Consider the following 13,178-nt stretch of genomic DNA (forward strand, 5'->3'; position numbering starts at 1 on the left):
TCAGGAGAGCGGCGGGTACGCGTTCTGCATGAGCTGCTGGAACTGGGCCGGGAACCACGCGCCGGAGATCGGCGCGTCGGCCAGGGCGCCGGACATGTTGTTGCCGTTGCGGGCGTTACCGGTGTAGGTCGGGTCGCACATCCGGTCGAAGCCCTTGCCCTCGTTGTTCGGGATCTCCTTGCTGGAGCCGTCCGACTCACCCGGGGGCTTCACCCAGACGTAGGCGTCGATCCCGGTCTCCGGGTTGGCCTGCGGCCGCTCGCCGAGACCCGCGCCGGCCTGGTTGCACCAGTTGCCGGTGTGCAGGCGCCGGTCGACCCGGCCACCGTCGACGTAGGCGTCCACGCTGGTCGACGGGCCGGGGCCGGTCGGCCGGGCGGAGCCGCCCCAACCGTTGCGGGAGGTGTCGATCAGCATGCCGATGTTGCTGTCGAAGCCGACCGAGACCAGCTTCTGCCGGAATGCCTGGGCGAACGACAGCTCGTCGACGTACTGGTTCCAGTCGATCCACTTGGACTGCCGGACGGTCTGGCCGTTCACCGAGTCGGTGACCTTGACGTACGGCTCCTTCAGGGCGGAGTAGTTCGCCGTGTTGACGATGAAGCCCTGCACGTTGGCGACGGTGCTGCCGGACGCGACGGCGGCGGCCTTGAGCTGGTCGGCGACCGGGCCGAAGTTGCTGTCCCAGCCGATCCAGCCGTGGTGGGCGGCGTCGATGTAGTTGTAGACGTTGCCGATCGCACCCAGCTTCGCCAGGGCGTAGCCGACACCGTTCACGTACGCGCCGTTGGCCTTCACCGTGTCACACATGACCGTGCCGCCCGCGTTGCCCGAGGTGTTGGTCACCAGGTTGGGCAGCGAGTCGATCTCGATGATGTTGACGATGCGCAGGTTCCGGTACTTCGAGTCGCCCTGGATCGCGGCGATCGGGTCGATGTACTCGGCCTTGTAGCGGGGCAGCTCGTCCGGGCCCAGCTCACCGTTGGAGGCGAGCGCGGAGCAGTCGCGGCCGGGCAGGTTGTAGATGACGAACTGGATGTAGCCGGCGCCCTGGGCGACCGCGGCGTCCAGGTGGTCACGCACGCCCATCGCGCCGTTGGAGCTGCTGTCCGGCGTGCCGTTGATGGCGGCGATCCGGTCGATCCAGACCGCGGTCGGGTTGTTGGAGACCCGGCTGCCGCCGGACACCGACTCGGCCTTGGCCTTCCACTCGGGGTTCACGTACCCCTTCACACCGGCGTACGGGTTGTCGACCCGCTGCCCCGGCGGCGGAGTCGTGGGCGGCGGGGCCGTCGTGGGCGGCGGCGCCGTCGTCGGCGGCGTGCTGGTGGGCGGCGTGCTGGTCGGCGGCGTGCTCGTCGGCGGGGTGCTGGTGGACGGCGTGCCGCCGTTGCAGACCGTGCCGTTGAGCGTGAACTGGGTCGGCTTCGGGTTGCTGCCGCTCCAGGAGCCGTTGAAGCCGATGGTGGTGCTGGCGCCGCTGGCGAGCGACCCGTTGTACGACTCGTTCTGCGCGGTGACGTTCTGGCCGCTCTGGGACCACCGCGCGGACCAGCCGTTCACCACCCGCTGCGAGCTGTTCGGGAAGGTGAAGCCGAGGCTCCACGAGCTGAGCGCGTCACCGATGTTCTTGATGGTCACGTTGCCGGTGAATCCACCGGGCCAGTCGCTGGTCGTGTAGGTCACGCTGCACTGGGTGGCGGCCTGCGCCGCGGTGACCGGGAGGGTCACCAGTCCACCGGCTACCAGGACGCCGGCGCCGGTGAGCGCAAGCGTCCGGTTCCGGCCGGACAGCCTTCTCCACAGATTCATGCCACTGATCTCCTTGGGCGAGACCGGATCCGCGTACGGCCCGGCGCAAATGGCGGCGGCGGTCGTCCTGCGGGGACGGCCGTGCGCGCCAGGGGGTTCTTCGGGGGACGCCCGACCCGGACGGGCGCTTGGGGGTGGTGGTGCCGACCGGTCCGCAGGACCGGCCGATGGAGCCGACGTCGGCCGGTGTTGCCGGCTGCCCTCGACGTCTGAGCTCGCGGTGTGGCTCCCCGAACCGCGTGCAGCGATTCTTGCATGGGAGCGCTTCCATGGCAATGCCTCGATACGCCTGCCGCCCACCCTACCGCCGCGCCCGCCGGCACCCGCCCGGACGGAACGCCATGAGGTGCCGAAACGGCGCGAAGGCTCCCACCGCGTTCCCCCCAGCGGTGCCGAAGGGTGCCCGATCGGCGCGCGGCGTCGCGGAGAACGCGGACCGCCCCAACATCGGCAAATCCCTAAAAGCGAAAGTTTCCCCGGATAAGTCGCGAAAAGGTCTAACGTCGGCCTTAGCTCGACTGACGTCGGGCTCAGGACGAACAGGGATGGAGACGCTGGTCATGGCTAAGAAGATGCTCGGGAAGGTGGTCGCGGGCGCCGCCCTCGGCGGAGCCGGCCTTCTCGCGTTCACCCCGGGAATGGCCTACGCGGGCGGGCACGACGAGGGCAAGGTCATCGCCAAGCCCCACGTGGTGAAGGCGGGGGACACCGTCGAGCTGCTCGCGATCTGCTCCGAGCCGCAGAAGCACGCCACCGTCTGGTCGAAGGTGACCGGCGAGGTCGACCTGCACCCGGCCCGCGAAGGCGAGCACGGCGACTGGGCCGACCGGGGCGGCGACCAGGACTGGGGCTGGGACGACAAGGGCTGGGACGACAAGGGCTCGGACGGCAAGGGCTCGGACGGCAAGGACGAGCACGGCAAGGACGAGCACGGCAAGGGCCCCGACGGCAAGGACGAGCACGGCAAGGGTCCGGACGGCCGCGGCGAGCCCGGCGGGGACGGCCACGGCCCGGACGGCAACGGGCCGGGTGGCAACGGCCCCGGCGGCAATGGGCCGGGCGGGAACGGTCCCGGTGGCGACGGCATGCCGCAGCCGCCGGCGAACCAGCCCCAGCCGCCGGCCGGCCAGCCGGAGGGACAGCCGCAGCCGGGCGGCGCGGGCGCCGGCGCTGCTGTCGACCCGGGCGACTGGCAGGGGCACGACGAGTACGGCCAGGACGCCGAGCCGGGCTGGGAGAAGGAGCAGCGGGGCGCGCCGGACTGGACCAAGGACGCGCACGGCCCCGACGGCAAGGACCGGTACGGCAAGGACGCCAAGGACGAGCACGGCAAGGACGACCGTGGCGGCCGGCCGGACGACAAGGGCAAGGACGCCAAGGACGAGCACGGGTCCTGGCAGGACGACAAGGGCAAGGACGGCAAGAACGAGCACGGCTCCTGGCAGGACGGCAAGGACGACTGGCAGGGCGGCAAGGACGACTGGCAGGGCGGCAAGGACGACTGGCAGGCGAGCGGAGGCGCCTGGCAGGACGATAAGGGCGACTACGGCAAGGACGCCGAGCGCGACTACGGCAAGGACGGCTGGGAGCACGGGAAGGACTTCGTCTACTACGGCGAGGCCACCGTCTCGCACGACGCCCGGCCGGGCCGCTACGAGCTGCGGGGCACCTGCGGTGAGGGCGAGCTGGTGGTCCTGCCGCGCGGTGGGGTCGACGGCGGCGACGGTGGCATGACGACCACCGGCGTGGACCGCGACCTCGCCACCGGTGGCGCGGGCATGATCGGCGCCGCGGCGCTGGGCGGCCTGGTGCTGCTGCGCCGGCGGCGGGCCGGTGGCCTGGTCTGACCGGACGACGACCCGGGCCGGCGGCCGTCACGGAAGTCCGTGGCGTGCCGTCGGCGCGGCCGTCGTCGTCCTGCTCGCCATGGCCGGGGCCGGTCTGATCGGCGCGTCCGTGCGGACCGTCCCGCCTCCGGCCCCACCGCAGCCGATCTCGCAGGCGGGCCCGGTCACCACCGGCCCGCAGACCGACCCGGACGGCACGTACGCCGACCCGGACGCGGAGGGGCAGGCGACACCGGACGCCGCCCGGCACGTGCCCGGCAGCACCGGCCGACCGACGGCGGACGTCGCCGGGGGCGGCATCGGCCCGGCGACACCGGGCCCACCGACGGGCGGCCCCGGCGCCACCCCGGGCGCCCCGACGGCGACGAGCCCCGCACCGGCTCCGCTCCCCCGGTCGGTGCCGGTCACCATCTCGATCCCCCGCATCGGGGTGCAGGCCCCGATCATGTCGCTCGGCACGAATCCCGACGGCACGGTCCAGGTGCCCCCGCTGGACCAGGCCATGAAGGCCGGCTGGTACTCCCCCGGCGCCAGCCCGGGCGAGTCCGGCAACGCGGTGATCGTGGGTCACGTCGACTCCGCCCAGCTCGGCCCGGCGGTGTTCTTCAACCTCGGCGCGCTGGTGCCCGGCGACACGATCGTGGTCGCCCGGCAGGACGGGTCGGCCGCCACGTTCACGGTGCGCGAGGTGGGGTCGTACCCGAAGACCGCCTTTCCCGCCGCGCAGGTCTACGGTCCGTCGGAGGTCCCCGCCCTGCGCGTGGTGACCTGCGGCGGGGTGTTCGACAAGACGGCCGGGAGCTACCTGAACAACATCGTCGTCTACGCGGCGATGACGAGCTGAGGGCGGGAACGGCAGTGGCCCGGTGGTCGGGGAACCGACCACCGGGCCACGCGCGTCAGAGCGGTCAGGCCGCCGCCGAGGTCCGGACCAGGGTACGGATCTGGCGCAGCAGCACCGACAGCGCGGACAGGTCGGCGCGGGACTCGTCGAACTCCCCCATCGCCCGGTGCGCCCGGTGGATCGAGGTGGCGTTCGCCTGCTCCCACTCCTGCACCCGCTCCACCGGCGGCACGTCCTCCGGCGTGGACCCGAGCACCTCCGCGGTGAGCGCGGCGAGCGCGGCGTACAGGTCGTAGCGCAGCGCCATCCGGGCCAGGGTCTGCCACCGGTCCTCGCGTGGCAGCAGGGAGATCTTCGACAGCAGCGCGTCGACCCGGAACCGGTCGGAGAGCACGAAGTAGACCGAGGCCACCTCGCTCACGTCCCGCCCGGTCGCCTGCGCCGTCTCGACGATGTCGAGCAGGCCGAAGCTGTACATCAGGCGGGTCGCCTGCTCGGCCAGGTCACGCGGCAGCCCGCGGCCGACCAGCGACTCGATGTGCGCCGCGATGGCCTCCCGCTCGGTGCCCCAGAACCGGTGCTCCAGGTCCGGCAGGAGCCGGGCCACACCGTCGCGCAGCCGGGCGATCTCCGCCGGCACGTCGATCGGCGAGCGCCGGTTGGTGACCAGCCAGCGCACCGCGCGGTCGAGCAGCCGCCGGGTGTCCAGGTAGACCGCCGTCTGCAACTCGGGCGAGACCTTGTTGTCCAGCGCCTCGACGGCGTCCCACAGGTCACGCAGGCCGAACACCTCGCGGACCACCACGTACGCCCGGAGCACGTCCGCCGCGGAGGCGGCCGTCTCCTCGACCACCCGGAAGACGAACGAGATGCCGCCCCGGTTGATCGCCTCGTTGACCAGGACCGTGGTGACGATGTCCCGGCGCAGCCGGTGCCGGCCCATCCGGTCGGCGAAGCGCTGCCGCAGCGGCGTCGGGAAGTAGTTGACCAGGACGTCGGTCGTCCACTCCTCGTCCGCCAGGCCCTCGCCGACGATCTCGCGCTCCAGCACGATCTTGACGTACGCGAGCAGCACCGCGAACTCCGGCGCGGTCAGGCCGCTCTCGGTGCGGACCGCCAGCTCCTCGTCCGACGGCAACGCCTCCAGCGACCGGTTCAACGCGCCGGACCGCTCCAGCTCGTTGATCATCCGCCGGTGCACCGGGAGCAACGAGGCGGCCTGGGCCTGGGCGTTGTTGAGCGCCCGCGCCTGGTCGTAGTTGTCCCGCAGCACCAGATCGGCGACCTCGTCGGTCATCTGGGCCAGCAGCTCGTCGCGCTCCGGCCGCTCCAGCTCACCGTCGGCCACCGCCGTGTTGAGCAGGATCTTGATGTTGACCTCGTGGTCGGAGCAGTCCACACCGGCCGCGTTGTCGATGAAGTCGGTGTAGATGCGGCCGCCGGTCGAGGCGTACTCGATCCGGCCCTGCTGGGTGAAGCCCAGGTTGCCGCCCTCGCCGACCACCCGGCAGCGCAGGCCCTTGCCGTCCACCCGGATGGCGTCGTTGGACTTGTCCCCCACCTCGGCGTTGGTCTGGCTGGACGCCTTGACGTAGGTGCCGATGCCGCCGTTCCAGAACAGGTCGACCGGCGCGGTGAGGATCGCCTTCATCAGCTCCTGCGGGCTGAGCTGCGTGACGTCCTCGTCGAGGCCGAGCACCGCGCGGACCTGCGGCGAGACCGGCACCGACTTCGCCGTACGCGGGTAGACGCCGCCGCCTTCGGAGATCAGCTCGCGGTCGTAGTCCTCCCACGACGAGCGGGGCATGTCGAACAGCCGCTTGCGTTCCTCCCACGACCGGGCCGACTCCGGGTCCGGGTCGAGGAAGATGTGCCGGTGGTCGAACGCGGCCACCAGCCGGATGTGCTGCGACAGCAGCATCCCGTTGCCGAACACGTCGCCGGACATGTCACCGACGCCGACCACTGTGAAGTCCTGCGTCTGGGTGTCGTGGCCCAGCTCCCGGAAGTGCCGCTTCACCGACTCCCAGGCGCCCCGGGCGGTGATGCCCATCTTCTTGTGGTCGTAGCCGGCCGAGCCGCCGGAGGCGAACGCGTCACCCAGCCAGAAGCTGTGCGCCTCGGAGATCTCGTTGGCGATGTCGGAGAACGTCGCGGTGCCCTTGTCGGCGGCCACCACCATGTACGGGTCGTCGCCGTCGTGCCGGACCACGTCCTCCGGCGGCACGATCTCGCCGCTGACGATGTTGTCGGTGACGTCGAGCAGCGCGGAGATGAACTCCTTGTAGCAGATCACCGCCTCGTCCCGGTCGCCCGGCTTCTGCTTGAGCACGAAGCCGCCCTTGGCGCCGACCGGCACGATCACCGCGTTCTTCACCATCTGCGCCTTGACCAGGCCGAGCACCTCGGTCCGGAAGTCCTCGCGCCGGTCGGACCAGCGCAGGCCGCCGCGGGCCACCGGCCCGTACCGCAGGTGCACGCCCTCGAACCGGGGCGAGTAGACGAAGATCTCGAACTTGGGCCGCGGCGCCGGCAGGTCCGGGATGGCCTGCGGGTCCAGCTTGAACGCCACGTACGCCTTGGGCCGCCCGCCCACCGGCTTCTGGTAGAAGCTGGTGCGCAGCGTGGCCTGGATCAGCGTCAGGTAGGCACGCAGGATGCGGTCCTGGTCGAGGCTGGCCACCTCGTCCAGCGCCTCGCCGATCGCGTCGACCAGCTCGCCGCTGCGCTGCCGCCGCTCGTCGAGCGTGGTCGCGCCCGGGGCGAACCGGGTCTCGAACAGCTTCACCAGCAGTTCGGCGATCTGCGGGTACGCGATGAACGTCTGCTCCATGTACTCCTGGGAGAACACGGTGCCGGCCTGCCGCAGGTACTTCGCGTACGCGCGCAGCACGACGACCTGCCGCCAGGTGAGCCCGGCCCGCAGCACCAGCTCGTTGAAGCCGTCCACCTCGGCCTCGCCCCGCCAGGCGGCGGCGAAGGCGTTCTCCACGTGCGGGCGCACCTCGGCCAGGTCCTGGTGCCGCTCGGGCAGCTCCAGACCGAAGTCGTAGAGCCAGATCCGGCCGTCGACGCGCTCCACCTCGTACGGGTGCTCGTCGACCACCTTCACGCCGAGCGAGTGCAGCACCGGCAGCACGGCGGAGAGCATCATCGGCTCGCCGTACCGGTAGACCTTGAACCGGACGTCCATCGCGTCGTCGGCGTCGGCGGCGCGGGCGGCGTACGGACGCGGCGGCGCCTGCTTGCGGAACAGGTGCATCTCCAGCTGGCCGGGCTCCTCCAGCAGCTCCAGCTTCGCCAGATCCTTCATGGCCTCGTACGGCGTGTGCCCGTCCTTGTAGCCCTCCGGGAACGCGTCGGCGTACCGGGCGAACAGGTGCTTGGCCTGCTCGTCGCCGAGCTTGCGTTCCAGCACCAGCCGGTAGTCGTCGTCCCAGAGCCGGGTCGCGTCGGCCAGTTCCTCGGCGAGCAGGTCGGCGTCGATGTCACCGGGCGGGTTGTTCGGGTCGGTACGCACGATGAAGTGCACCCGGGCCAGCATCGACTCGGTCACCCGCGTGGTGTAGTCGACGCCGACGCCGTTCAGCTCGCGCAGCAGGATGTCCTGCATGCGCAGCCGGTTCTGCGTGGTGAACCGGTCCCGCGGCAGGTAGATCAGGCAGGAGATGAACCGCCCGTACGCGTCGCGGCGCAGGAACACCCGCAGCTGCCGCCGACCGGCCATCCGCAGCACGCCGATCACCGCGTGGTAGAGGTCGTCGGTCTTGATCTGGAACAGCTCGTCGCGCGGGTAGGTCTCCAGGATCTGCAACAGGTCCTTGCCGGAGTGGCTGCGCAGGCTCAGGCCCGAGCGGTCGAGCACCTCGGCGACCTTCCGCCGCACCACCGGCAACTCCTGCACGCTGGTCCGGTACGCGGCGGTGGAGAACAGGCCCAGGAAACGCCGCTCCCCGACCACCTCGCCGGCCTCGTTGAAGATCTTGAAGCCGATGTAGTCGAGGTACGCCGAGCGGTGCACCGTGGCACGCGAGTTGGCCTTGGTGATGATGAGCAGGCGCTTCTCCAGCACCTTCTCGTGCGCCTCGGGCGTCATCGAGTTCAGCGACCGGGCCTCCGGCGAGTCGGAGCGCAGGATGCCCAGCCCGGTGCCGAGCACCGCCTCCAGGGCCTGCCCGCCGCGCGCGCCGTCGGTGTGGACCAGGCGGTACTCCCGGTAGCCGAGGAACGTGAAGTGGTCGTGCGCCAGCCAGCGCAGCAGCTCCACCGAGTCGGTGATGTCCTTCTCCGGCACCGGCGGGCGGTTGTCCGACGTCCGGGCGGCGGCCAGCTCGTCGGCGAGCGCGAGGGCCCGCTGCCGCATCTTCGGCCAGTCCTCGACCGCCTCGCGCACGTCGGTGAGCACCCGCTGCAACTCGCGGCGCAGCGTCTCCCGCTCGGCCGGGTCGCGGACCGGGTCGATCTCGATCCGCATCCAGCTCTCGACCAGGTCGCCGGCGATGGCGTCGTCCGGTTCCACGTCCGCCGAGACCTCGGTGAGCCGGCCCAGCGGCTCGCGCCGCACCACGACCAGCGGGTGCACCAGCAGGTGCACGTCCAGGTGACGGGAGTTCAGCAGGGCGGTCACCGAGTCGACCAGGAACGGCATGTCGTCGGTGACGATCTCGACGACCGTGTGGTGCTGCTCGGCGTCCGGCTCGTGGATGCGGAGCTTCAGCTCGCCCGGCACCCGCTGCTGGGCCAGGTCCCGGTGGGCCCGGGCCGCCTCCAGCATCTCCTCGGCGGTGAAGCCGATCAGCTCCTCGTCCGGCGCGAACCGCCAGAAGCGGTCCACCAGTGTGGCCGCGTCGTGGTCGTCGCCGGCCAGCGCGACCGCCTGGGCGACCAGCCGCTCCGCGTTGGGAACGGGCTCGTCCAGCTCGGCGTCCTCCGACTCGTCGGCCAGTGCCTGCGCAGGCAGGCCCAGGTCGTAGAGGGTGTCGATGCTGGAACCGGTCATCCCGGTCACTCCTGTGTCGAGACGGCTGAAACCGTCTCCGTCGGTCGCCGAATCGAAGCTGTCGTCGTCCCGGCCGGTGTCAGCCTGCCGGAGGTCGGGTCCCGGTTTGATCGCCGGACGCCGGTCCATCGGTGCCACTCCCCTCGACCCACCGCGTTGTGGGTCACTCTGCCGCCCAGCCTAGGCCCTACCGCGTGGTACCTCCCGCGGCGGACCACCGGCCGGACGTCCGGATCGGGACTCTGTCCTTTCACCCGTTGCGGGTCCGTGGTCGGCCGCTCGCGGAGTACCCCGACTGGCGATGTTCATCACACTGCCACACGCTGCTTCTCGCGCTGCCGGAGGCCGTGGCGGGGCGGTGGCGAACGCCGGGCCGTACTACCGTGCAGGGCAGTTGAGCACCGGAGGGACTGCTTCATGCCCGTGTCGTACCCCGTCCGCCCCCACCGCCACACCCGTCACCGCCTCCTCGCGGCGCTGGCCGCCGTGCTGGTCACGGCCGGCGCGCTGACCGGATGCTCCGGCGACGACGGCCCGGAGACGGCCGTCGAGGCGTTCCTCGGCGGCTGGCACTCCGGCGACCTCCAGGCGGTCGGCTTCGTCGAGCCGACCGGCGGGCGGGTGCCCGCCGCCGAGGTGACCAAGCAGATCCAGGCGCTCAGCGGCGCGCTCGCGGCCGACCCGCCCGAGCTGGCGCGCACCGGCGACATCACCACCAAGGGGGACGTGGCCACCGCCCGGATCAAGGTGAGCTGGGCGCTGCCCGGCGGCGGCACCTGGGCCTACGAGAATCCGGTACGCCTCAAGCGCGGCGGCGACGACAAGTGGCAGGTGATCTGGGAGCCGTCGGTGGTGCACGAGAAGCTGGAGAGCGGCGACAAGATCGCGCTGCGGCGGGAGCCGGCGCAGCGCGCCGGTGTGCTGGACGCGGCCGGTCAGCCGATCGTCGCGCCGCGCCCCGTGGTCCGGGTGCAGGTCGTCCCCGGCGAGGTCACCGACGTGCCCGGCCTGGTCAAGAAGCTGGACGCCGCGTTCAAGGCGATCCGGCCCGCGCTCACCCCGCCGGTCGACCTGGGCGACCTGCCCAAGCGACTCAAGGAGGCGAAGGCGGACGGGCTCGTCGAGGTGGTGACGCTGCGCGACGAGGCGTACCGGCAGATCAAGCCGCGCATCTACGACCTGCCCGGCACCCGGTTCGCCTCCGAGCAGCTCATGCTGGCGCCGACCCGCGAGTTCGCCCGGGCCCTGCTCGGCTCGGTCGACCAGGCCACCGCCGACGACCTCCAGGCCCACCCCGAGCGGTACGCGCGCGGCGACCTGGTCGGCCACGGCGGTCTCCAGGGCCGGTACGACGAGCGGCTGCGCGGCGTCCCCGGCGTCACCGTGATCACCGAGCGGACCACCCCGGACGGCAAGGTGGAGCCGACCGGCACGGAGCTGTACCGCGCCGACCCGAAGCCCGGTCAGCCGGTGAAGACCACCATCGACGCGGCCACCCAGAACGCCGCCGACGCCGCGTTGCGCGGGCAGACCCGCCGCTCCGCCCTGGTCGCCGTGCGGATCAGCGACGGCGCGGTGCTGGCCGCCGCGAACGGCCCGGGCGCGGCGGGCGACAACCTCGCCTTCACCGCCCAGGTGCCGCCCGGCTCGACGTTCAAGATGGTCAGCGCGCTCGGCCTGCTCGACCGTAGCGCGGTGACGCCGCAGACGACTGTGGACTGCCCGAAGACGTCGACGGTCGAGGGCCGGGTCTTCAAGAACTCGGACAACTTCGAGCTGGGCGCGGTGCCGTTCGCCACCGACTTCGCCAAGTCGTGCAACACCGCGTTCGTGGCGCTGGCGCCGAAGCTCGGCCCGGACGGGCTGGCGCAGGCCGGCCGTACGCTCGGCCTGGAGGCCGCGTGGGATCTCGGCACCGACGCGTTCACCGGCAAGATCTCCGCCAACGGCCCGGCCACCGAGCAGGCCGCCGCCGCGATCGGCCAGGGCACCACGCTGGTGAGCCCGCTGGCGATGGCGAGCGCCACGGCAGCGGTGGCCCGGGGCAAGTTCGAGCAGCCCAAGCTGCTGCTCGACCCGGCACCGGCCAAGCCCGCGCCGGCCGGCGAGGCGCTCAAGCCGGAGTCGGTGGCGGCGCTGAAGTCGATGATGCGCGGGGTCGTCACCTCGGGCAGCGGCAGCGCGCTGGCGGACGTGCCGGGCGAGCCGGTGCACGGCAAGACCGGCACCGCGGAGTACGACAACAACCCGGCGCACACGCACGCCTGGTTCGTCGGCTGGCAGGGCGACGTGGCCTTCGCCGTCTTCGTCGAGCAGGGCGGGGCGGGCTCGAAGGTCGCCGCGCCGATCGCCGAGAAGTTCCTGCGCGGCCTCGCCGCGAGCTGAGCGGGTCCCGCACCGCCCGGCCGTGAGCCGAGCCCGGCCCGGCCGGGTGGCTCGCTGGGGCGTACCGGTCAGGCGATGTCGATGCCGGAGCGGGCCGGGTCCGGTTCGTCCCCGGCGGGCGCGCGGCGCAGCAGCCCGGGCCCCAGCGGGTCCTCGCCGAGGTCGTCGCCGGCGGTCGGGTCGGGGCCGATCGGCTCCACCGCGACCGCCGGCGCCGGCACGGCGGCCGGGGCGGGCAGCGGCTCGGGCTCGGGCCGGCTGTCGGCGGCGCGGGGCGCCGGCGCGACCGGCCCGGCCGGCAGCAGCCGGGGCGGCACGGCGCCCGGCGCGACCACCGGGGCGAGCCCGGCCACCACCGTGTTCACGATCTCGGCCGCGTACGCCCCGTCCGGGTCGTAGTCGGGGTCGAACACGGTCAGCTCGACACCGAGGCAGTGCGGGGTGTCGACCAGCCCGGCGAGCAGGATCTCCAGCTCGGCGAAGGCGATGCCGCCCGGGTCGGGCGCGTCCACGGCGGGCATCACCGCCGGGTCGAGCACGTCCACGTCGATGTGCACCCAGTACCCGGCGCAGTCGACGAGCTGCTCGTGCGCCCACTGCGCGGTCCGGGCGGCGCCCTCGGCGCGCAGCGCCGGCACCGGCCGGGTGGTGATGCCGGCGGCCTGGAGGTCGAGCCGGTACTCGTCCTGCGCGCGGATGCCGAGCACCACCACGTCGATGTCCCGGAAGTAGGGCCGGCGGCCCTCGATCGCGGCCAGGTCGGGCTGTCCCCGGCCGGTGACCAGGGCCAGGTCCTCCCCGGCTGCCGCGCCGACGTAGGAGGCGTTGCCGGGGTGCCGGAAGTCGGAGTGGCCGTCGACGAAGACCAGCCCGATCCGCCCGCCGACCGCCTCACCGAGGCGGTGCATGGCCAGCGCCGAGCCGAGCAGCACCGAGCAGTCGCCGCCGAGCACCAGCGGGAACTCGCCCCGGTCGATGATCGCGCCGATCCGGTCGGCGAGCGCCGCCGAGTACGCCGAGATCTCCGGCGCGTGGCAGACGCCGTCGCCGGGGCGCCAGTCCCCCGGGTCGTACCGGGGCGGGGTGAGGCAGCCGGCGTCGCGGGCCCGCAGCCGGGCGAGCAGGCCGTGGTCGCGCAGCGCACCCGGCGCCTTGGCGCAGCCGGGGACGGAGCTCGCGGTGGGCGGGCGCAGTCCGAGGTTCGTCGGCGCGTCGAGGACGGCGATCCGGCGCATCATGGGCTCCCGTCCTCGGTGGTCGGGCGGGCCGGCGGTGCGCCGGCCCGCGCGGG

Annotated in this window: 6 protein-coding genes; 3 read left to right on the plus strand and 3 right to left on the minus strand. The window is 72.6% G+C overall.

Annotated elements, in window-relative coordinates; all coding sequences use genetic code 11:
- Positions 1 to 1,812 carry a glycoside hydrolase family 6 protein gene (locus M8C11_RS16975; RefSeq protein ID WP_252450422.1) on the minus strand — a complete coding sequence of 604 codons (1,812 nt, stop codon included), beginning with the start codon at positions 1,810 to 1,812 and terminating at the stop codon, positions 1 to 3.
- A 545-nt stretch (positions 1,813 to 2,357) separates the two neighbouring features.
- On the opposite strand from M8C11_RS16975, the gene M8C11_RS16980 reads away from it, so the two are divergent.
- Both M8C11_RS16980 and M8C11_RS16985 read left to right on the plus strand, forming a co-directional pair.
- A complete protein-coding gene (locus M8C11_RS16980) occupies positions 2,358 to 3,659 on the plus strand; it encodes a hypothetical protein (protein WP_252450424.1) in 1,302 nt (433 codons plus the stop codon).
- A gap of 79 nt (positions 3,660 to 3,738) precedes the next feature.
- Positions 3,739 to 4,503 carry a class F sortase gene (locus M8C11_RS16985; protein WP_252450595.1) on the plus strand — a complete coding sequence of 255 codons (765 nt, stop codon included), beginning with the start codon at positions 3,739 to 3,741 and terminating at the stop codon, positions 4,501 to 4,503.
- A 64-nt stretch (positions 4,504 to 4,567) separates the two neighbouring features.
- Here the strand turns inward: M8C11_RS16985 and M8C11_RS16990 are convergent, their stop codons facing one another.
- On the minus strand, positions 4,568 to 9,631 hold the full coding sequence (locus M8C11_RS16990; protein ID WP_252450433.1) for an NAD-glutamate dehydrogenase: 5,064 nt from the start codon (positions 9,629 to 9,631) through the stop codon (positions 4,568 to 4,570).
- A 288-nt stretch (positions 9,632 to 9,919) separates the two neighbouring features.
- On the opposite strand from M8C11_RS16990, the gene M8C11_RS16995 reads away from it, so the two are divergent.
- On the plus strand, positions 9,920 to 11,887 hold the full coding sequence (locus M8C11_RS16995) for a penicillin-binding transpeptidase domain-containing protein (protein WP_252450442.1): 1,968 nt from the start codon (positions 9,920 to 9,922) through the stop codon (positions 11,885 to 11,887).
- 68 nt (positions 11,888 to 11,955) lie between these two features.
- Here the strand turns inward: M8C11_RS16995 and M8C11_RS17000 are convergent, their stop codons facing one another.
- Complete coding sequence (locus tag M8C11_RS17000; protein WP_252450444.1) at positions 11,956 to 13,125, minus strand: arginase family protein; 1,170 nt, start codon at positions 13,123 to 13,125, stop codon at positions 11,956 to 11,958.
- Between the last annotated feature and the right edge of the window lie 53 nt (positions 13,126 to 13,178).

It is taken from the genome of Micromonospora sp. CPM1 (assembly GCF_023896895.1).
GTDB classification, from domain to species: domain Bacteria; phylum Actinomycetota; class Actinomycetes; order Mycobacteriales; family Micromonosporaceae; genus Micromonospora; species Micromonospora tulbaghiae.